The sequence below is a fragment of the Bradyrhizobium jicamae genome (assembly GCF_001440395.1).
Taxonomy (GTDB): Bacteria; Pseudomonadota; Alphaproteobacteria; order Rhizobiales; family Xanthobacteraceae; genus Bradyrhizobium; species Bradyrhizobium jicamae.
In genome coordinates, this window is the sequence record NZ_LLXZ01000080.1 from 26,240 (window position 1) to 48,847 (window position 22,608).

Annotated in this window: 13 protein-coding genes; 9 read left to right on the forward strand and 4 right to left on the reverse strand. The window is 63.3% G+C overall.

From position 1 onward, the window contains the following. The first annotated feature begins 1 nt into the window (after position 1). From pgl to CQ12_RS12685, 3 genes are read left to right on the forward strand one after another with little or no spacing between them, the layout of a single operon-like run. On the forward strand, positions 2 to 751 hold the full coding sequence (gene pgl / locus CQ12_RS12675) for a 6-phosphogluconolactonase (protein ID WP_057835644.1): 750 nt from the start codon (positions 2 to 4) through the stop codon (positions 749 to 751). 29 nt (positions 752 to 780) lie between these two features. Beyond that, entirely contained in the window at positions 781 to 1,269 is a 489-nt protein-coding gene (locus tag CQ12_RS12680) for a gluconokinase (protein WP_057835645.1), read from the forward strand. Continuing rightward, positions 1,266 to 2,069, forward strand: coding sequence for a Cof-type HAD-IIB family hydrolase (locus CQ12_RS12685; RefSeq protein ID WP_057835646.1), 804 nt, complete (start codon positions 1,266 to 1,268; stop codon positions 2,067 to 2,069). Before CQ12_RS12680 ends, CQ12_RS12685 begins: the two co-directional genes overlap by 4 nt. A 415-nt stretch (positions 2,070 to 2,484) precedes the next feature. Here the strand turns inward: CQ12_RS12685 and CQ12_RS12690 are convergent, their stop codons facing one another. After that, entirely contained in the window at positions 2,485 to 4,170 is a 1,686-nt protein-coding gene (locus tag CQ12_RS12690; protein WP_057835647.1) for an arylsulfatase, read from the reverse strand. Between the two features lie 833 nt (positions 4,171 to 5,003). Here CQ12_RS12690 and CQ12_RS12700 point away from each other — a divergent pair. After that, positions 5,004 to 6,056 (forward strand): helix-turn-helix domain-containing protein, encoded by a 1,053-nt coding sequence (locus CQ12_RS12700; protein ID WP_063799730.1) that lies wholly within the window; start codon positions 5,004 to 5,006, stop codon positions 6,054 to 6,056. On the opposite strand, the gene CQ12_RS12705 is transcribed toward CQ12_RS12700, so the two are convergent. Then, positions 5,986 to 7,785, reverse strand: a complete 1,800-nt coding sequence (locus CQ12_RS12705; protein WP_057835649.1) for a glycoside hydrolase family 15 protein — start codon at positions 7,783 to 7,785, stop codon at positions 5,986 to 5,988. The two genes, CQ12_RS12700 and CQ12_RS12705, sit on opposite strands and share 71 nt — an antisense overlap. 79 nt (positions 7,786 to 7,864) lie before the next feature. After that, entirely contained in the window at positions 7,865 to 9,811 is a 1,947-nt protein-coding gene (gene malQ, locus CQ12_RS12710; protein WP_057835650.1) for a 4-alpha-glucanotransferase, read from the reverse strand. 315 nt (positions 9,812 to 10,126) lie between these two features. Between malQ and treS the strand changes: the two genes are divergently transcribed. The 5 genes from treS to treY are packed head-to-tail and all read left to right on the forward strand — an operon-like array spanning position 10,127 to position 22,182. After that, positions 10,127 to 13,408: a maltose alpha-D-glucosyltransferase gene (treS, locus tag CQ12_RS12715; protein ID WP_057835730.1), complete on the forward strand. Its 3,282-nt coding sequence runs from the start codon at positions 10,127 to 10,129 to the stop codon at positions 13,406 to 13,408. Beyond that, positions 13,405 to 15,552 carry a 1,4-alpha-glucan branching protein GlgB gene (gene glgB / locus CQ12_RS12720; RefSeq protein WP_057835651.1) on the forward strand — a complete coding sequence of 716 codons (2,148 nt, stop codon included), beginning with the start codon at positions 13,405 to 13,407 and terminating at the stop codon, positions 15,550 to 15,552. Before treS ends, glgB begins: the two co-directional genes overlap by 4 nt. Before the next feature lie 3 nt (positions 15,553 to 15,555). Then, entirely contained in the window at positions 15,556 to 17,631 is a 2,076-nt protein-coding gene (gene glgX, locus CQ12_RS12725; RefSeq protein WP_057835652.1) for a glycogen debranching protein GlgX, read from the forward strand. Then, entirely contained in the window at positions 17,628 to 19,385 is a 1,758-nt protein-coding gene (treZ, locus tag CQ12_RS12730) for a malto-oligosyltrehalose trehalohydrolase (protein WP_057835653.1), read from the forward strand. Before glgX ends, treZ begins: the two co-directional genes overlap by 4 nt. Before the next feature lie 4 nt (positions 19,386 to 19,389). Next, entirely contained in the window at positions 19,390 to 22,182 is a 2,793-nt protein-coding gene (gene treY / locus CQ12_RS12735; RefSeq protein ID WP_057835654.1) for a malto-oligosyltrehalose synthase, read from the forward strand. A gap of 1 nt (position 22,183) precedes the next feature. On the opposite strand, the gene CQ12_RS12740 is transcribed toward treY, so the two are convergent. After that, positions 22,184 to 22,495 carry a polyhydroxyalkanoic acid system family protein gene (locus CQ12_RS12740; protein WP_057835655.1) on the reverse strand — a complete coding sequence of 104 codons (312 nt, stop codon included), beginning with the start codon at positions 22,493 to 22,495 and terminating at the stop codon, positions 22,184 to 22,186. Positions 22,496 to 22,608 lie beyond the last annotated feature (113 nt).

Sequence of the window (22,608 nt, forward strand, 5' to 3'; positions counted from 1 at the left end):
GATGACGGCGAACGACGATCGCCATGTCGTTGCGGTCGCCGATCCGACCGAGCTCGCAAAGGCCGCCGCCGAGCGCCTTCTCGCCCGAATAGCCGCCAACAGTGGCCGCGTGGCGATTTGCCTGACCGGCGGATCGAGCCCGAAGCAGCTCTATCAATTGCTGGCGACCGATGCGTATCGAAGCCGTATTCCATGGCAGCGCGTGCACTGGTTCATCGGCGACGAACGTTTCGTACCGGCGGATGATCCGCTCAACAACATGGGCATGGCGCGGGCGACTTTCCTGGACCGGTGCGCGCCAGCAACCAACATTCATCCGATCCCGACCGCGACCGCCGACCCGGCCGATCCCGACCGGTGCGCCGCGCTCTACGAACAGGAGCTACGGTCGTTCTATGGCGCAGACACGCTCGATCCGGCCCACCCCCTGTTCGATCTCGTGCTGATGGGCGTGGGCCCTGACGGCCACACCGCGTCGCTGTTTCCCGGCGATCCCGCACTCGACGCGACCGCGCGCTGGGTCGTCGGCGTGCCCAAGGCGAATGTCGAACCGTTCGTCCCGCGGGTCACCCTCACGCTGCCCACCCTTGCCTCCTGCCGCGAAATGTTGTTCGAGGTTGCAGGCGGAGCCAAGCGCGCGATCTTGACGCGCCTGTTCGCAGGCGAGAACCTGCCCGCCAACCGCGCGCGATCCACCGGCGAGACCATCTGGCTGGTCGACCGGGACGCGCTTCCGGAGGATTTTGGTTGAGCGACAGGACTCCTTGCGCGCTGGTGGTGATGGGCGTTTCCGGCTCGGGCAAGAGCACCATCGCCGATCATCTCGCCAAACGCCTCGGCTGGCGCTACGAGGACGGCGACCGGTTTCACCCGCCAGCCAACGTGGCGAAGATGAGCGCCGGCCACCCCCTCACCGACGAGGACCGCTGGCCGTGGCTCAAAGCGATTGCCGACGAGATCGACCGCCTCGCGGCGTCCGGTGAGCGCGCCGTGATCGCCTGCTCGGCGTTGAAGCGGGCCTATCGCGATATTCTCGTGCACGGGCGCGAGGATGTCCGCATCGTCTTTCTCCAGGGAACGCAGGAGCTGATCGCGGAACGGCTTGCGGCCCGCAAGGGACATTTTATGCCGCCGGGCCTGCTCACCAGCCAGTTCAGAACGCTGGAGCCGCCTGAGACGGACGAGCGCCCGATCAAGGTATCGATCGATGCCCCGGTCGAGGCAATCCTCGATGACATCGTAAGCCAATTGAACCTGGTTTCCCAATGACCCGAATCGCACTCGTTGTTTCCGACGTCGACGGCACCCTGTTGACGCACGACAAGATCCTGACCGAGGGCGCCAAGGCGGCCGTGCGCAAGCTGCATGCGGCCGGCATCGGCTTCACCATCGTCTCCAGCCGGCCGACCATCGGCATGGGCTTTCTGATCGAGCCGCTCTCGATCACGCTTCCGATCGGCGCCTTCAATGGCAGCTCGATCGTCGATATCAAGCTCAAGCCGATCGAGCAGCACCTGATTCCACCTGCGGTAGCGCAGCGCAGCCTCGACGTGCTCAATGAATTCGGCGTCGACATCTGGCTGTTCAGCAACGAACGCTGGTACACCCGTAATGCCGACGGCGAGTATGTCCCGCACGAAAAGCGGGCCATCAAGGCTGACCCGACCATCGTCGCCGACTTCACGCCACATCTTGCGGAGGCCTGCAAGATCGTCGGCGCCAGTTCGGACCCGGCATTGCTGCAGCGTTGCGAGGCCGCGATGAAGGAGGCCGTGGGCAAGGAGGCGACCGCGGTGCGCTCGCAGACCTACTATCTCGACATTACGCCGCCCGGCCACGACAAGGGCACCTTCGTGGACGCGATGATCAGGCGACTCGGCATCTCTGCCGCAGCGGTCGCAACCATCGGCGATATGGAGAACGACCTGCCGATGTTTGCCAGGAGTGGCGTTTCGTTTGCGATGGGCAATGCGGTCGACGGCATCAAGCAGCGCGCGACGCATGTCACCGACAGCAACGAGCGCGACGGATTTGCGGCCGCCATCGAGACTGTACTACGGCTCGGATAGGCGCAGCGTTTTTCATCGGGAGGTCCGTAGGGTGGGCAAAGCCACCGGGTCGCGCGAATGCGCGCCCGATGACAGGCTCCGCGTGCCCACCATCGATAAAAACGATAGACGGTGGGCACGTCGCTAGTGCTCCTTTGCCCAGCCTACGCACTCGCTCCGCCGTATCAAGCCGGCCTGAAGGATAAATCGAGGAGTTGTCAAAGTCTTCCGGCGGCGAATCCGGTCCTGTCGGCGCGCACGATCGGCAAGCGCGAGCCGATGCCTGAGCGCCGCCTCCTCCCATGAAGGCAGGCTCCTCCAGCCCGAGCCTGCCTCGGCGAACGGGCGCCGGCTCGCGCGACTTCCAACAAACTCAATTGGCTTGGCGATCGTTGATCGCCGGCCGGCATTCCGCCGACCGGTGTTGCAGCGGTCGTCAACCGCCGTGCGCATTCGACATCGACGCCAGCACCTCATCGACGCTGAAGCTCGACGGCTTCTGCCGCGGCGGGAAGTCCCGGAATGTCTCGACGAATTGCGCAACCATCGCCTGAGCCGGCACGATCAGGAAGGCCCGCTGGATCGCCCAGTCATAGTACGTATTCGACGTGATGTCGGCCCGCTCGTAGGGGTCCAAGCGCAGGTTGATTAGTTTTGGCAACCGCAGGCAGACGAAGGGCTCCGCCCATATTCGCAGCGTACCCGGGGCACGTTGTTCGCAGAACACCATCTTCCAGTTCTCGTAACGCATCGCCACGAGCTGGGCGTCGTCGTTGATGTAGAAGAATTCCTTACGTGCCGACTTCTCCTGTTGGCCGGTAAGGAGCGGCAACTGGTTGTAGCCGTCGAGGTGTACCTTGAACGTCTTGCCGCCGGAGACATAGCCGGTGAGCAGCTTGTTCTTGATGTCGGGCTCGCCGGCTGCAGCCAGCAGCGTCGGGAACCAGTCGAGTGCCGCGAAGATTTCGTTGCTGGCTTGTCCGGGCTTGATGCGGCCCGGCCAGCGGATCATTGCGGGTACGCGATAGGCGCCTTCCCAGTTGGTGTTCTTCTCGCTGCGGAACGGCGTCATGCCGCCGTCGGGCCACGAGTTCATATGCACGCCATTGTCGGTGCCGTAAATCACGATGGTGTTGTTGGCGATACCGAGATCGTCGAGGGTCTTGAGCAAGTTGCCGACCTGACCGTCGTGTTCGAGCATGCCATCCATATATTCGCTGAGACCGCTGCGGCCCTTATATTCAGGCCGAACGTGGGTGTAGAGATGCATGCGGGTGCCGTTCCACCAGCAGAAAAACGGCTTGTTGGCCTGGACCTGCCGCTTGACGAAGTCGATGGCCGCACTGGATGTCTCGTCGTCGACCGTCTCCATTCGCTTCTTCGTGAGCGGACCGGTGTCCTCGATGGTCTGCTTACCGACCTTGCCGAAGCGCGGATCGACGGTGGGGTCGTCCCGGTCGGTGGCTTTGCACTTGAGCACGCCGCGCGGGCCGAATTTTGCCCTGAACGCGGGGTCCTTCGGATAGTCGACATGCTCCGGCTCTTCCTCGGCGTTGAGGTGATAGAGATTGCCGAAGAACTCATCGAACCCGTGCACCGTCGGCAGGAATTCGTTGCGGTCGCCGAGATGATTCTTGCCGAACTGGCCGGTAGCGTAGCCGAGCGGTTTCAGCGCCTCGGCGATGGTGATGTCCTCGAAACGCAGGCCGAGCGCCGCACCGGGCAAGCCGACCTTGGTCATGCCCGTGCGCAGACCCGCCTGACCGGTGAGGAACGAGGCACGGCCCGCCGTGCAGCTCTGCTCGGCGTAGTAGTCGGTGAACATCAACCCTTCACGGGCGATGCGGTCAATGTTCGGTGTCTTGTAGCCCATCAGTCCAAAGGAATAAGCGCTGACATTGGCAAGGCCGACATCGTCGCCCCAGATGACGAGGATATTCGGTCGCTGCCCGGACGGCGCTGCCGGCTGCTGGGCCTGCGCAACCTGTGTTCCAGCGACAGCATTGACCGCGGCGGCTGCCGCAAAGGATGACCCTGCGAGCAGAATGTTGCGGCGGCTCGGCGTGCGGCCGCTCGATTGCGCTGAAGTCAATTCGGTTTGACGCTTGGTTTCATCGGGCATGCTCACTCTCCCTTCGAGGACTAGGACACAATGACGCGACGTGACTGGTCGCGCATCGACCGGCCCGGCGTGACGCGCGGGACGGACGATAGCGGCGGCAGTAGCTCGGTGCGCACGGATGCGAGCCGCCCTTCAGCACCTTGCGCGGAATCTCGATGTTGAACGGAAAGGTCGTCGCCCGGGAGGCGTGTTCGCAGCCGTCTTCACTATGACTATGCCGTGGAAAATCATTGTGCCGAACGCCGGCCATATGCACGTCACCGGGCATGAACGTGTCGCCCTGGCGAATTCAGCGTCACTTGGCCCACCGCGCGTGGCAAACGCCGATTCGGTTTCGATCGGCGGATCGTTGCGGGTCCATTTGGCGGACGCGACAATATTCGAATACGAGATGTGCACGTCAACGTGATTATCCGGGACGTTGATGTGGCTGAAAGCTCCCGCAGGATCGTTCCGGTTCAAGCGCTCCATGAATCCCGGCTCCGCGCTTCATGGCTTCCTTGAATTCACCCCTACCTTGACCCGACCATATGATCGATATGTGCACGTTTCCCGTGCCAGCGCAGCAGATGCCGCAAGCGTAACCGAAGTAGACCGCGCTGTGATGTACGGTTCGTGCCAATCTTCCGACGCCTCATGTTGTCCGATAATTCGAATCAAAGCTCCGCGCCGGGCAGAGACCCGCCATGTCTTGCTCGCTCATGAATTGAGTTGTTTGCACGGATGTCGCATAGTGTTCGCGGAAGTGCATAAAGGCTGAGTTCCAGCGCAACACACGGCTGCAAGCAGATTCAGACGCATCTGTTCAAGCAGCGAAACAGCGGACTTTGCCGATGGATGACTTGACGGTCATTACGTCTCGCGTGGATGGTTTCGAAGGCTTTCGCAATGCCGTCCACGGCTCGCATGTCGATGTGATGCAGCTTCAACGCGGCCGGTTTCGCGGCCTGCTGACCCATATTGGCGCCGGCGACTTCTCTCTCAGCGTCGGATCTTTCTCCGTCGGACTTCGAACACAACGGACATCGTCCGATCCCAAGCTCATCGTCGGCATGCTGCTCGGTGCGGAGAACCGTGTCACGCACTGGTCGTACGATATGGACCCAGGGGACGTTCTCGTGATTCCGCCCGGCGTCGACCATGATGGGCGATTCCACGGTGCCTCATCATATGCGGCCCTCCGGCTCGACCTGTCCGACGTGGCCGGCGTTTTCGGCAGCGAGACCCGGATGGGCGACCCGACGAACTGGAACCGAAAAGATTGCTATCGCGCGGACCCGCGTATCGGCGGGAGGGCCATCGCAAAACTGCGCGAGATCGTGTCGCGGCTGGCCGATCCGAACATTCGCGTGTCGCCGAAGGCCGTCGAGTTCTGGCGACGCACGATCACCGATGTCGTCACGGCGACCGTCCAGGATTCGCAATCATCCGGCGTGACAGAGATGATCCCATCGGCGATGCGGGTAACGCAAAGGGCCGAGCACTATATCGAAGCCGCCGGTTCCCGCCCCGTGCATATTTCCGAGATTTGCGCCGAGTGCGGCGTATCCCGCCGCAGCCTTCATCGGGCGTTCGACGAGGTGCTCGGCATCGGGCCGGTCACCTTTCTTCAGCGCAAGCGGCTGTGCGACATTCATTCCGCACTCCGCGACTCCGATCCCGCCACGACGACGATCGCGGAAATCGCCCTGCAACATGGCTTTCTCAATCTCGGAAGATTTTCCGGCTATTACCGCACCCTGTTCGACGAGTATCCGTCCGAGACGTTCGGCAAGCGTTATCCCGGCAGGGGCCGGCGGCTGGCGGAGCCTGCCGCTACTTCGAGCGCTGCACTGCCGGCTTCTCGGTTGGCGTCTTGGCCGCGCAGAGGTTATGCGCGGTGTTGATCAGCGCGATGTGCGTCAGCGCCTGCGGGAAATTGCCGGTCTGACGGCGGACCACCGTATCGTATTCCTCGGCAAGGAGGCCGAGGTCGTTGGCGATCGCGACCACGCGGGCAAACAACTCCTGCGCCCTGTCGAACTCCCCTGCCAGAACATAGGCATCCGCCAGCCACAGCGTGCAGGCGAGGAAAGCGCCTTCGGCCGGCTGTTTCTCCGCTTCACGGGGATCGTGCCGCAGCACGAAGCCGTCGCGCATCAGATGCTGTTCGACTGCGGCAAGCGTGCCGCGCACGCGGGGATCTTCCGGTGGCAGGAAACCGACCGACGGCAACAACAGGATGGAGGCATCGAGCATCTTTGAGCCGTAGAACTCGACGAAAGCATTCATTTCAGGGTCAAAACCTTTGGTGCAGACGTCGCGATGAATGGTATCGCGCAGCACCCGCCACTTCTCCAGCGGCGCCTTGAAGCCGAACGTCTCGGCGCTCTTGATGCCGCGGTCGAAGGCGACCCAGGTCATCACTTTGGACGAGACGTAGTGCTTTCCAGGGCCGCGGCGCTCCCAGATGCCGTGATCGGGCTTGTGCCATATTTCGGCAAGGTGCTGCAGCACGGCGCATTCCATCGCCCAGCTGGGTTTATCCATTTCGAGCTTGGCCACGCGCCACTGGTGAAAGGCGTCGATCAATTCACCGTAGACGTCAAGCTGCAACTGCGCATGCGCGGCGTTGCCGACCCGCACCGGCTTTGCACCCTCATAGCCAGGCAACCATGTGGCCTCCCATTCCAGAAGGCGCCGCTGCCCCATGATGCCATACATGATCTGCATGTTGGCGGGAGAACCCGCGGCTGCCCGCAACAGCCAGCGGTGCCAGGCAGAGGCTTCCTCGGTATAGCCCGAGTTCATCAGCGCCAGCAGCGTGAAGGTGGCGTCGCGCAGCCAGCAGAAGCGGTAGTCCCAGTTGCGCTGTCCCCCGAGCTGCTCCGGCAGCGACGTCGTTGGCGCAGCGACAATGCCGCCCGTCGGCGCATAGGTCTGCGCCTTCAGCGTGATCAGGGAGCGCATCACGAGATCGCGGTACTCGCCCTGGTATGTGCAGCGGCTGCACCATTCGGTCCAGAACGTTTCGGTATCCTGCAAGGCGTAGGCAGGATCGATCGGCTTGGGCACGGGCAGATGCGAGGGGCCGTAGGTGAGCACGAAGGGAACGGTGTCGCCCTCGCCCACTTCGAAATCGGCGACCGTCGTCAGGTCCTCGCCGCGGGTTTCCACCGGCGTCCGCAGCACCGTCATGTCCTGTCCGCAGATCGCGAGCAGCGCGGAGCCGTCCTCGCTCTTCTTGACCCAGGGAATGTCGGTGCCGAAGCCGAAGCGGATCACCAGCTGCATGTGCATCCTGACCCGGCCGCGAACGCCGCGCACCAGCCGCACCACGTCGGAGGCGTTGCCGCGCGGCGGCATGAAATCGATCAGGTCGACCGCGCCGTCGGCCGTCTCGAACCGTGTCTCCAGGATCAGGGTGTCGCCCCAATAGCGGCGCGAGGTGCCGATCACCTCCTCTGTCGGCGCGATCAGCCAGCGGCCGTGCTTGTGCGTGCCGAGAACAGCCGCAAAGCAGGCATCGGAATCGAATGCCGGCCAGCACAGCCAATCGATCGACCCGTCACGGCCGACCAGCGCCGCGGTTTCGCAATCGCCGATCAGCCCATAATCTTCGATCGGGCACGGCACGGTGCTTCACCGCCGGAGCGGGATGGCATTTCTTCCAGTCATCATCCCGCTCTGCCTTTCTTCCTCGACCATGATCTCTTCAGATCGCAGCGCGCGAGCGCTCATGGGTTGCCGCCTTCAGCGCGCCGACGTCGACCGTGGACGTCATTTCCTCGATCGTTACCGGAAGCCGCCGCCGCCAGTTCGGATGCTCGTTGACGGTGCCGGGAATGTTGGGCTGGTCGACCACCCCGAGCAGATCCTCCAGCGATACCGCAAGCAGCCGCGATTTGGTTCGCGCCAGGAAATTCGCGACCGAATAGAGATCGTTGCGATCGATGGCGTGATGCCGCAGCACGTCGTCCAGCATGGCAAGCGCGTGCCAGCGTGCCTCGTCGCTCTCGCCGGGGTCGATCCCGAGCGAGCGTTTCAGCTTGAGATCGCCGAACGAGCGCCAGCCGGCATAAGTCGAAAGATCATGGGTGTTGAAGGTGACGAGCGCGTTGGTCAGATAATGATCGATGTTGCGGAACGATCCGTGGTCGTCGCGCTCGAACATCATCACGAGATATGACCAGATGCCCCAATCGGCGATCTGGTCGCGAAACCCTTCGGGCACGGTGCCGAGGTCTTCGCCGATCACGACGCAGCGCTGCGTCATGCTTTCCTGCGCGGTCACCGCCAGCAGCGCCTCGAACGGCATCTGCACGTAGACGCCGTCGCGTGCGGTGAAGCCTTGCGGCACCAGATAGAGCCGCTTCAGGCCTAGAACATGATCGAGCCGGATCGCGCCGGCATGCCGCATCGAGGCGCGCAGCATGTCGCGATACGGCGCAAAGGATTGCTGCTCGAGCCCGACCGCATTGAAGCCGGCGAGGCCCCAGCTCTGGCCGGCGGTGTTGAGCGGATCGGGCGGTGCCCCGACGCCGAGGTGGCGGGATATCGCAACCTGTTCGTTCCAGGCGTCGAACCCGTCGGCCTGCACGCCGACCGCGACGTCGAGATAGAGCCCGACCTTCATGCCGAGCTTTTTGGCCAGATCGTTGGCCGCGCCGAGCTGCCGATCCGCGGTCCATTGCACGAACTCGACGAATCCAATTTCGCCGGCATCCTCGCCCTGGCGCAAGGCGGCGCATCTGACATCGTCCGGCTGCCGCCATTCTTCCGGCCATTCCCACCACGGCTTGCCGAATTTGTGCCGGAGCACCTCGAAGCAGGCAAAGTGCGACAGCAAGGTGCCGCGCTCGGTGCGGAATTTGTCGAAATCCTGTTGGCGCCCCGGCTTGGGAGCGGACTTGAAAGCAGCAAAAGCGGCGCGAAGTGCGCGCCACTTCAATCCGGCGACGCCGACGTAATCGACGACATCGCCTGCCCGCAACGATGCCAGCGCATCGCGGATTCCGGAATCGGGCTGAAATTCGGGAAGCTTTTCAACGTCGATATAAAGCGCGTTGAGAAATAGCCGGCTGTTCGGCGAATACGGGCTGCAATCGCCCGGGCGATCGTCGAACAACGCATGCAGCGGATTGAGACCGACGCCGTCGGCGCCGAGCTGATCGGCGAGTTCGATCAGGTTGGCGAGGTCGGTGAAGTCACCCATCCCCCAGTTGCGCGCCGAGCGGACGCTATAAAGCTGCACCGCGAGCAGCCAGCAACGGTCGAACTCGCCGCCAAACGCCCGTTCCGGCGCCGAAATCAGCGGCACATCCTCAGTCGTCGCGGCGTCGCTCACCTGCAGCCGGTAGATGCCGAGCGGCAGGTCCTTGGGCCAATCGATGGCGTGATCCGAGCTCTCGCCCTTGGCGATAACTCCTGATTCCGCAACGATTTTCCACGCCACCGGCAGCCTGGCTTTCGGGAGTTCGGTGCGCGACGGCCGCCCGGACCGGACCACCACGGGGTGGCCGACCAGCGCTCCCGGCGCCTGCGGCGGCAGGGCATCCAGGATTATTTTGAGCGCGGCAGCGTCCGTCACACGGCGGTGACCCTGACCGTCCAGGAACTCGGTTTGAATCCCCAGGGCTTTGGCTTGAGCAAAAAGGTCCATTCGGCACGTACTTTGCACGCAAACATCAAACCGATGTCGCGAAATTGTCCAATTACGGGAAGGAGATAGACCGTGTCTAACGCTCGGACCCAGCAACGGTTCCGCGGGAACCAAAGCGAGCCGAGCGGCTTTCTATCTAAGTCCGGAACGTCTCCCTTTCTGAAAACGAAACGGGGACGTCATTTCCATGGCAATGGCATCACCGTGAACAAAAAAGCGCAAACCGCCGAAAGCTCTCATTCCGGCGTCTCTCTCCCTATCGATGGCGCCTATCCGCTGGATAAGGACGGCAACCTGGTGCTCGAAGCAAAGGAGATGCCAGCCGCCGCCGACCCCGTGGCTGACGAGCTCTGGTACAAGGATGCGATCATCTACCAGCTCCACGTCAAGGCCTTCGCCGACAGCAACAATGACGGCATCGGCGACTTTGCCGGACTGACCGAGAAACTGGGATACCTGCAGGATCTCGGCGTCACCACGCTGTGGCTGCTACCGTTCTACCCCTCGCCCGGCCGCGACGACGGCTACGACATCGCCGACTATGGCGACATCAATCCCGATTTCGGAACGATGAAGGATTTCAAGCGCTTCATCCAGGAAGCCAAGAAACGCGGCCTAAGGGTCATCACCGAGCTCGTCATCAACCATACCTCCGATCAGCACGACTGGTTCAAGCGCGCCCGCCGCAGCGACCCGAACTCCTCGGCCCGCAACTGGTATGTCTGGAGCGACACCGACCAGAAATATCTGGGCACGCGGATCATCTTCACCGATACCGAGAAATCGAACTGGACCTGGGACCCGGAAGCCGGCCAGTTCTACTGGCACCGCTTCTTCTCGCACCAGCCGGATCTCAATTTCGACAACCCGCGCGTGGTCAGCGCGCTGGTGCAGGTGATGAAGCGCTGGCTCGATACGGGCGTCGACGGCTTCCGGCTCGACGCCATTCCCTATCTCTGCGAGCGCGACGGCACCAACAACGAGAACCTGCCGGAGACGCATACCATCATCAAGCGGCTGCGCGGCGAACTCGATGCCTATGCAAAAGGCAAGGTGCTGCTGGCCGAGGCCAATCAATGGCCGGAGGACGTGCAGGAATATTTCGGCCGCGGCGACGAATGCCACATGGCCTATCACTTCCCGCTGATGCCGCGCATCTACATGGCGATCGCGCAGGAAGACCGTTTTCCGATCACCGACATCCTGCGTCAGACGCCGGATATTCCAGGCAACTGCCAATGGGCGCTGTTCCTGCGCAACCATGACGAACTGACGCTGGAAATGGTCACCGACGTCGAGCGCGATTACCTGTGGTCGACCTACGCCAACGATCCCCGCGCCCGCATCAATGTCGGCATCCGCCGGCGACTGGCGCCGCTGATGGACAACGACCGGCGCAAGATCGAGCTGATGAACTCGCTGCTGTTCTCATTCCCGGGCACGCCGATCATCTATTACGGCGACGAGATCGGCATGGGCGACAATATCTATCTCGGCGACCGCAACGGCGTGCGCACGCCGATGCAATGGACGCCGGACCGCAATGGCGGCTTCTCGCGCGCCGACCCCGCGCGGCTCTATGCGCCGACCATCATGGACCCGGTCTATGGCTATGAATCGGTGAATGTCGAGGCGCAGTCGCGCAGCCTCTCCTCGCTGCTCTCCGCCACCAAGCGGCTGATCGCGGTCCGCAAGTCGACACTGGCCTTCGGCCGCGGCACCATGACGTTCATCCGGCCCGAGAACCGCGCAGTACTATGCTATGTGCGCCAGTACCAGGACCAGGTCATTCTCTGCGTCGCCAACCTGTCGCGGTCGGCGCAGGCGACCGAGCTGGATCTCGCCGCCTTCAAGGACCGTATCCCGCTGGAAATGCTCGGCCGCACGCGATTTCCGGCGATCGGTGATCTGCCCTACATGATCACGCTCGCGCCTTACGGCTTCTACTGGTTCGAGCTGCAGGAGCGTGACAAATCGGCGCCGGTGCCGCAGCGCGCGGTGCCCGAGTTCGAAACGCTGGTGGTGCCGCTCAACGCGACCTGGGTGTCGCTGGCGCGCGAACGCGGCGTGTTCGAGCGCGACGTGCTTCCGGGCCACCTGGCGCGCAGCCGCTGGTACCCGGAGCGGTCGGAGAAAGCGATCCGTCCGGCGCTGACCTCGGCAATACCGTTCTGCGATATCGGCGACAACCGGCCGTGGCTCGCCTTCTTCGAAACCACGGAACGCAACATTACGACGCGTTATGTGTTGCCGATGCAGATCGAATGGGTGCGCTTCGACCGCGAGCGCTACAATCCGCATGCGCTGGCCGCCGTCCGGCAAGGCGCCCGCGAGGGTACCTTGCTCGACGTCGCCACCGACCAGATCTTCATCTCGCTGTTCCTGCGCAACCTGCAGCAATCGCTGACGGTCGACGAGAGCGAACAGGGCCTGCAACTCGAATTCCGCCCCTCCAGCCGCTTCGGCGACAAGCCGATCCGGCAGCCCGAGCACATCCGCACCGTCGAGTCCGATCTGCCCCGCAGCACCGCCCTGGTGGACAACGACTACGTCGTCAAGATCTACCGCACGCTTCAGGCCGGCCCCAATCCCGAGATCGAGATGGGGCGCTTCCTCACCGACGTCGCCAATTTTCCCAACACGCCGGCGTTGCTCGGCAGCGCCGAGCTGGTCGAGGGCAACGAAAAGAGCGCGATCGGCGTCGTTCACGCCTTCGTTGCCAATCAGGGTGACCTCTGGACCGTGAGTGCCGCATATCTCGATCGCTTCGTCGAGGAGCAGCGGCTGCTGGCGGAGAGCATTCACCCCGGCGAGCGCGAGGAAGAAATCCCCTATCTGCGCTACATCGCGCAAGCCGGACGGCGCGTCGCCGAATTGCATGTCGCGCTCGCCAGCAATAGCGAGCTGGCCGAATTCGCGCCGGAGCCGACCGGCCGCGACGACGTGCAGCGCTGGATCGACGATCTGGCGCTCTGCGCCGGACGCGTGTTCGATCTGCTCAGGCAACGGCGCGAAACGCTGAAGGATGCCGCCGACCGGGCGCTGGCCGACCAGGTGCTGGCGTTGCAGCCGGCCCTGCGCGATCGCCTCGAAACGCTGCTGCCGCGCGAGTTCGACGCCGCCAACATCCGCTGCCATGGCGACCTCGATCTCAGCCAGCTGCTGATCGTCAAGGACGACATCTTCATCGTCGACTTCGAAGGCACGCCGCGGCGAACGATTGCCGAACGCCGGCGCAAGGTGCCCGCGGCGCGCGATGTCGCCAGCCTGATCCGCTCGATCGATTATTCGGCAACCGCCGCCCTTGAGCGCGCGCTCAAAGTGGCCCACGATGAGCATGGCAAGTTAGGCGCGGCGCTTGCCGAGTGGCGCGACCGGGCGACCGTCGCATTTTTCGCCGCCTACAGCGAAGCCATGACCGATCAACGGTTGTGGCCGAACGATCCCAGAACCGCCGAGCGCATACTTAACTTCTTCCTGCTCGAGAAGGCTTTGAACGAAATCGAACACGAGTTGTTGTATCGACCGGACTGGCTACGCATGCCCCTGACCGGAATCATCCGAACGTTGTCGCAACCACCATTCGAGGCCGCATGACCAAGCTATCCGCCGAGGCCTATGCGATCATCGAAGGCAAGCATTCCGATCCGTTCCGCTATCTCGGTCTGCACAGCGAAGGCGGCCAAAGCGTGGTACGCGCGTTCATCCCCGAAGCCTCCAACGTGGAGGCGATCGGCGAGCACGGCGAGACCGCACCGCTGCAGCGAATTCACGATGCTGGATTGTTCGCGGGCGCGCTGCCGAATGGATCGAAGCGTTACCAGCTCCGCGCCCGCTTCGGCGAGAACGTCGTCGATCTCGACGACCCCTACCGCTTCCCGCCCGTACTCAGCGACTTCGATCTCTATCTGCTGGGCGAAGGTACCCATCGGCGGATCTACGACAAGCTCGGTGCACATCCGATGCGGCTGGATGGCGTCGAGGGCGTCGCCTTCGTGGTGCTGGCGCCGAACGCCAAGGCTGTCAGCGTGGTCGGCGATTTCAATTACTGGAACGCCAGGCGGCATCCGATGCGGGTGCGTGGCGTCGGCTATTGGGAATTGTTCGTGCCCCATGCCCGCGCCGGCGACCGCTACAAGTTCGACATCACCGACCAGGACGGGCGGCGCCTGCCGTTGAAATCCGATCCGGTGGCCTTCGCGGCCGAGATCCGGCCAAGTACGGCCTCGATCGTCGTCGACGAAAGCAAAATTCCGCATCCGCGCCCCGCACCATCGGGCATCAACGCGGTGGGCGCACCGATCTCGATCTACGAGGTGCATCTCGGCTCGTGGCGGCGCAAGAACGGCAATGAATGGCTGAGCTATCGCGATCTCGCCGAACAGCTTCCGGCCTATGCGAAGGATATGGGCTTTACCCATATCGAATTCCTGCCGGTCAGCGAACATCCGTTCGACGGCTCATGGGGCTATCAGCCGACCGGCCTGTACGCGCCGACCAGCCGGTTCGGCACGCCGGAGGATTTTTCGGCGCTCGTCGACGCCTGCCATCGCGAGGGGCTCGGCGTATGGCTCGACTGGGTGCCTGGACATTTCCCGGACGATCCGCACGGGCTCGGCTATTTCGACGGCACCGCGCTCTACGAGCATGCCAATCCGATGCAGGGCCGCCACCTCGACTGGGGCACGTTGATCTACAATTACGGCCGCACCGAAGTGGTCAATTTTCTGGTCTCCAACGCGCTGTTCTGGCTCGATCGCTACGGCATCGACGGCCTGCGCGTCGATGCCGTCGCCTCGATGCTCTACCTCGACTACAGCCGCCCTGCCGGCGAATGGATTCCGAACCGGCATGGCGGCCGGGAGAACCTCGAAGCCATCGAATTCCTGCGCCGCTTCAACATCGAAGTGTTCGGGCATTTTCCGGAAGCCACCACGGCTGCAGAAGAATCCACCGCCTGGCCGCAGGTCTCGCAGCCGGTCGAATATGGCGGGCTCGGCTTCGGCTTCAAATGGAACATGGGCTGGATGCACGACACGCTGAAATATATCGGCAAGGATCCGGTGTACCGGAAGCACCATCACGGCGACGTGCTGTTCGGTCTGCATTATGCGTTTTCCGAGAATTTCATTCTGCCGCTGTCGCATGATGAAGTCGTGCACGGCAAACGCTCGATCCTCGGCCGCATGCCGGGCGACGAATGGCAACGGTTTGCCAATTTGCGCGCCTATTACAGCTTCATGTTCGGCCATCCCGGCAAAAAGCTCCTGTTCATGGGCTGCGAGTTCGGCCAGGAGCGCGAGTGGAATCACGATCAGTCGCTGGACTGGCACCTGTTGGGGCAACCCCGGCACGCCGGCATCCAGAACCTGATCCGCGATCTCAACCACCTCTATCGCGCCGTGCCGGCGCTGCACGAGATGGACTGCAACCAGGCGGGTTTCGAATGGGTCATCACCCATGATTCCGGCAACAACATCTTTGCCTGGCTGCGCAAGGGTTTCGACGCGCATGCGCGCTGTCTCGTGGTCGTGAACTTCTCGCCGAACGTCTATCAGAATTACCGCGTCCGGGTGCCGTTCGCCGGCAAGTGGAAGGAAGTGCTCAATTCCGATGCTGCCCATTATGGCGGCAGCAATGTCGGCAATGTCGGCGAAGTCCACACCCGGGACGGAAGCATACCCGAACTCAGCCTCACCATTCCGCCGCTGGCCGCGATCTTTCTCGTACCGGAAAGCTGACGCATGCGATTGTCCGCGGGAAGTCCCGCCCGCCTGGGTGCAAGCTGGGACGGAAGGGGCACCAACTTTGCGTTGTTCTCGGCCAATGCGGAGAAGGTCGAGCTTTGCCTGTTCGACGCCCAGGGCCGGCGCGAACTCGAGCGGATCGAGCTGCCCGAGCGCAACGAGGACGTCTGGCACGGCTATCTCAACGACGTATCACCCGGGCAGCTCTACGGCTATCGTGTCCACGGCACTTACGCGCCCGAGCGCGGCCACCGTTTCAACGCCAACAAGCTCTTGCTCGATCCCTATGCCAAGCGGCTCGCCGGCCGCCTGGTGTGGAGCGACGCGCATTTCGGCTATCGCACGGGAAGCGCGCGCGAGGATCTCTCATTCGACCGCCGCGACAATGCGCGTGGCATGCCGAAGGCGGTCGTGGTCGACGAGACCTTCAACTGGGGCCGCCGCGAGATCCGGCCGAACATCGCCTGGGAAGACACCGTCATCTACGAGGCCCACGTCAAGGGCCTGACGCAAAAGCGCAACGACGTGGCGCCGGCCTGGCGCGGTACCTATGGCGGGCTATGCTCGCCGGCGATGATCGACCATCTCAAGCGGCTCGGCGTCACCACCATCGAGCTGTTGCCGATCCACGGGCTGATCGACGACCGGGTGCTGGTGGAACGGAAGCTTGCGAATTACTGGGGCTACAATACGCTGGCGTTCTTCGCGCCGGAGCCGCGCTATGCGCAGGACAACGCGCTCGATGCTTTCAGAACCACGGTGGCGCGGCTGCACGACGCTGGCATCGAGGTGATGCTCGACGTCGTCTATAACCACACCGCCGAGGGCAATCATCTCGGCCCGACGCTGTGCTTCCGCGGCATCGACAACGCGTCCTATTATTGGCTCAACAAAGAGCATCCGCGCTACTATGACGATTTCACCGGTTGCGGCAGCTCGGTCAACCTGACCCATCCGCGCGTGCTGCAGATGGTGATGGATTCGCTGCGCTACTGGGTCGAGGTCTGCCATGTCGACGGCTTCCGCTTCGACCTCGCCACCACGCTGGCGCGCGGGCCGAACGGCTTTGACCGCAATTCCTCCTTCCTCACCGCCGTGCGGCAGGACCCGGTGCTGGCCACCGTCAAGCTCGTCGCCGAGCCGTGGGATCTTGGCCTCGGCGGCTATCAGGTCGGCGCGTTTCCCTCGCAATGGTCGGAATGGAATGATCGCTATCGCGGCGCAATGCGGCGTTACTGGAGCGGCGAAGGCAGCCTGATCGGCGAAGTATCGAGTCGCATGACCGCCTCATCCGACCTGTTCCGTCACGACAATCGCGCAGCGCGCGCCAGCATCAATCACATCACCGTCCATGACGGTTTCACGCTGGCCGACCTGTTCAGCTACAACGAGAAGCACAACCAGGCCAACGGCGAAGACAATCGCGACGGCTCCAACGACAACAACAGCAACAATTGCGGCCATGAAGGCCCGACTACCGACGCCGCGATCACAGCGTTGCGCCGGCAGCTCCGAAAGAACCAGCTCGCCTGCCTGTTCCTCGCGCAGGGGACGCCGCTGATGCTGGCCGGCGACGAGGTTGGCAATTCGCAGAACGGCAACAATAACGCCTATTGCCAGGACAATGAGATCGGCTGGGTGACCTGGGACAATCTCGGCAAACCGGGCGACGACCTCACCGATTTCGTCGGTCATATGACCGCGCTACGCCGGCGCTTCCCGCAATTGCGCTACCAGCGCTGGCTTTCCGGGCGACGCAAGGATGGCACCTATGGTGTGCTATGGCTGACACCGGCGGCCGAGGAAATGCAGGAATCCGACTGGAATTTTCCGGAAGGACGATTCCTCGCCTATGTGCTGGGGCCCTTGGAACAAGGCCAGCCGCCGATCTTTATCGTGCTGAACGCCGCGCCCGAAGAGATTGCTTTCAAATTGCCGCAGATGTCCGAAATCAAGAACTGGCAACCGGTACTGAACACGACCGAAACCGTGCAGAGCTTTGCCGAGTTCGCTTCCGGCACGGAGAGCAGCGCGCCGCCGCGGTCGGTGCTTGCCTTTGCAGGCGCGGCATGAATGACCGGCGGTTCGGCCCATCTCTGACCAATTACGGCACGCGGTTTCGGCTGTGGGCGCCGGCCGCAAAGCGCGTCGAGGTGATGCTCGAGCAAGCTCACCTGATGCGGCGTGGCGAGGACGGCTGGTTCACGGCCGACATCGCCGGCGTCAAGGCCGGCGCGCGCTATAAATTCCGCATCGATGACGAGATCGACGTGCCGGATCCGGCATCTGACTTTCAACCCGATGACGTCTTCGGACCGAGCGAGATCATCGATCATGCAGCCTATCCGTGGCGCGCCGAAAACTGGCGCGGCCGACCATGGCAGGAGGCTGTCATCGTCGAGGCCCATGTCGGCACCTTCACCAGGGAAGGCAGCTATCGCGCGATGATCGACCGGCTCGATCATCTCGTCGATACCGGCATCACCGCGCTGGAATTGATGCCGCTGGCGGATTTCGCCGGGTCTCGTAACTGGGGCTATGACGGCGTGCTGTGGTATGCTCCCGACAGCGCCTATGGGCGGCCCGACGATCTCAAGGCGCTGATCGACGAGGCGCATCTGCGCGGGCTGATGGTGCTGCTCGACGTCGTCTACAACCATTTCGGCCCCGAAGGAAATTATCTCGGCCGCTATGCGCCTTCCTTCTTCACGGACGCGCATACGCCGTGGGGCAGCGCAATCGATTATCGCGTGGCGCCCGTGCGCGCCTTTGCGATCGAAAATGCGCTGCACTGGCTGCGCGACTATCGCTTCGACGGGCTGCGGCTCGATGCCGTCAACTCCATCGTCGAGCCGGGCGGGCTGTCATTGCTGCACGATATCAGCGCCGCCACAGGCCAGTTCGCGACCGAGACCGGCCGGCAGATTCATCTCGTGCTGGAAAACGGCGACAACCGCGCCAGCATTCTGGATGCCGCGGAAGATCCGCCGCGCGGCAAGTATCGCGCGCAGTGGAACGACGACTATCATCACGCCTGGCGCGTGCTGATGACGGGCGAGAAGCAGGGCTATTACGCCGACTATCAGCGCGCGCCGAGGGCGGACATCGCCCGCGCGCTGTCGTCCGGTTTCGTCTATCAGGGCGAGATGTCGGCATTCCGCCACGGCAAGCGCGGCGAGCCGAGCGGCCATCTGGCGCCGGCCGCCTTCATCAACTTCGTGCAGAACCACGACCAGATCGGCAACCGCGCGTTCGGCGACCGGCTCGAAGGCAACGCCGACCCGCGGATGATCGAAGCGGCGCTTTCAGTGCTGCTGATCGCGCCTCACATTCCGATGCTGTTCATGGGCGAGGAATGGGGCTCAACGGTCCCCTTCCCGTTCTTCTGCGATTTTGGCGGCGAACTCGCCGACGCGGTCCGGAAAGGCCGCCGCGTCGAACTGGCGTGGGCCTATGCGGAATATGGCGACGAGGTCCCAGACGCGCTTGCCGCGTCGACCCGCGATTCCGCTATCCTCGACTGGGACGGCCGCAACGCGCCGGCCGGGCAGAAACGGCTGACCATGGTGCGAGAGCTGTTGCTGATACGGCGGCAGGAGATCGTGCCGCGTCTGGCCGGCGCAGCCTTCGGAAAGGCCGAGGCGGCGGGCAACGGGCTGCTGACCGCCGAGTGGCGAATGGGCGACGGCATGGCGCTTCGCCTGCTGGCGAACCTATCTGACCAGACCATCAGCCATGCGCCCGGCAAACCTGCGGGAACCCTGATCTGGGGCAGCGAGTTGGGCGACAGCGTCCCGCCATGGACGGTGCTCTGGCGCATCGGATAGGAAAATGCCTCCGGCGATCCCGATCGCGACCTACCGCCTGCAATTGTCGGCGGATTTCGATTTCGACGCTGCCGCTTCCGTGGTGCCCTATCTGAAGGCGCTCGGCATTACCCACCTCTATGCCTCGCCCTTCATGCGCGCCCGCAAGGGCAGCACGCATGGTTACGACGTCACCGACCATGCCAAGTTCAACCCTGAACTCGGCGGCGAAGCCGGTTTTGAGCGGCTGAGCAACGTGCTGCGGCAACACGATATCGGGCTGATCCTCGACTTCGTGCCCAACCATGTCGGCGTGCATTTTGACGACAATCCGTGGTGGCTCGACGTGCTGGAGTGGGGACCCGCCTCGCCGCACGCCGTATCCTTCGACATCGACTGGGAGCAACTGCCCTACCGTGCCCGCGGCGGCGTGCTGCTGCCGATCATCGGCTCGTCGTACGGCCACGCACTGGAAAGCGGCGAGATCGAGCTGCGCTATGACGCGAGCGAAGGCAGCTTTTCAGCATGGTACTTCGAACACCGGCTACCGATCGCGCCGGAACGCTACGGCGAAATCCTGCGCATGATCCTCAAGGAAGCGGGCGCGGAAGAAAGCGCGCCCGGCAAGGCGATGCGCGCGCTGGCGCAGCGCTATCAGGGGCCGCGGCGTCCCAACCGCAAGGAAGCGCCTGGCTTCAAGGCCGAACTGAAGGATATCGCGGGAGCCGCCGATATCATCGCGCGCGGCCTTGCGGCCTATCGCGCCGGGCCGGATCGCGGCGCTGCAACGCTGGCGCTGCATCATCTGCTCGAACGCCAGCATTACAAGCTCGGCCACTGGCGGCTCGCTTCCAGCGACATCAACTATCGGCGCTTCTTCGACATCAACACGCTGGCGGGCCTGCGCGTCGAAGACGCCGGCACGTTCGAGGCGATCCATCGCCTGGTCAAAAAGCTGATCGCCGAGGGAAAGCTGCATGGCCTGCGGCTCGACCATATCGACGGCCTGCGCGATCCCGTGCAGTATTTTCAGCGCCTGCGTCGGCTGGTTCGTGAGGCACATGGTGGCCAGTCCCGACCCTTCTACGTGGTGATCGAGAAGATACTCGGCGAGCACGAGAAGCTGCCATCCTTCGCCGGGGTTCACGGCACCACCGGCTATGAGTGGATGAACGCGATCACCCAGGTGCTGACCGACGGCAACGGCCTGGAGCCGCTCGACGAGATCTGGCGGCAGATCAGCAACCAGTCGCCCAAACTCGAGCCGATCCTGCGGGACGCCAAACGCCGCGTACTCGAAACGCTGCTGGCCAGCGAGTTCACGGTGCTGACGCGGCTATTGGCGCGGATTGCCAGCGGACATTACTCCACCCGCGACTATTCCGCCGACAGCCTGCGGCAGGCGCTCGAACTCTACGTGCTGCACTTTCCGGTCTATCGTACCTATCTGGTACCGTCAGGCCCGTCTGTGCATGATCGCCAGTTGATATCAGGCGCGATCGAACGGGCGCGCGCCGACTGGTTTGCCGCCGACGACGGCATTTTCGACTTTCTCCGCGACACGCTGACCATGGACCTGATCAACCCAGGGCGGGCGCACCATAGCGCGCCGCGCGTCAGGCGCTTCGCCCTGAAGGTGCAGCAGTTCACGGGACCGATGATGGCGAAATCGCTGGAGGACACGACGTTCTATCGCTACCACCGCCTGCTGGCCCTCAACGAGGTCGGCGGCGATCCGGCCGCAAAGGCACTGTCATCAGGCGAATTTCACGACATGATGCAGTCCCGCGTCAGGGAGTGGCCGCATGGGATGACGGCGACCGCGACGCATGACACCAAGCGCGGCGAGAATGCGCGGGCGCGGATCATGGCGCTGGCCGAAATTCCCGGCGAATGGACCAGCACGGTGGCACGATGGAAACTGCTCAACGCGCCGCATCTTCTGGTAGACGGCGAGCTGCGCGCGCCGTCGGCGACGTTCGAGTATATGCTGTATCAGGCACTGCTGGGAGCATGGCAGCCGGACGATGCGTCGCTTCCGGAACGGATGCAGGAATATGCGCTGAAGGCGGCGCGCGAGGGCAAGCAGGAAACGAGCTGGCTCAATCCGCACGCAGCCTACGAAGGCGGCGTGAAAGACTTCATCGCGAAAATTCTCGATCCATCGCTTTCGGGTGAATTTCTGAACTCCCTGCAATCCCTTGCGCAGCGATTGTCGCTGCTGGGCGCACTGAATTCGCTCAGCCAGATCACGCTGAAAGCGGCCATGCCGGGCGTACCGGACTTCTATCAGGGCACCGAGCTCTGGGACTTTTCACTGGTCGATCCGGACAACCGGCGACCGGTCGACTTTGCCGAACGCGCCGGCCGGCTCGCCGCGCTGAAGAAATGGGATTGGGATCGGCTGACGCAGAGCTGGCCGAACGGGCATCTGAAACTGGCCTGGACACGGCATCTGCTCGAGCTGCGCACTGAACTCGCCAGTGTATTCACGGACGGCGACTACGAGCCTGTGGAGGTGAGCGGCTTGCATCGCGACCATTTCATCGCTTTTGCCCGGCGGCGAGGTCGCGAGGCCACGATCGTCGTCGTGACGCGATGGTTTGCGCCGTTTACCGACGGCGGCAGGCATTGGCCGGGACCGGAGAAATACGACGCCGCACTGAACGTCGGCGGCTATGCGGTGGAAGGTTTTGCCGATGCCGACGCTGCGCAATTGCGCCTGTCAGACCTACTGACGCATCTGCCCGTCGCCGTGCTGAAAGCCAGGTTCACCGGCGCCGCAAAGCCCTCTCCACGGCGCCGCCGCGGCTGGTAGGTCAGTTTTTCTTGGTCAGCAACAACTGGCCTCGGCTGCGGATGGCGGCCTGGGCGACCTCGGCAAAGCGCTGCAGCAGCCATGGCAGCACCACCTCGACCTGCACATGATCGTCGGCGACATCGACATGGCCCGCCGCGCCCTGCCCGAGCGCGCGCACGCGGAAGATCATGCGGTTGTCTTCCCAGCGCTCCTCCTCGACGCTCAGCATCGGCACGCTGGACGCGGCGCGCGAAAGCCCGGACTTGAGGCGGCGCATTGCCTCTTCGCGTCCCAGACTATGCGGGATGGAAACCACGAGCGGTTTGGTCATCGCAAAATCCCTCTCTCATCTAACCGCATGTAATTGCACACGCTTCGAATGGAAGAGCCGCGCGCATTATGGCGGCGCAAAGCGGAACTTAGGTGACTCCCGGTTGTTGGTCC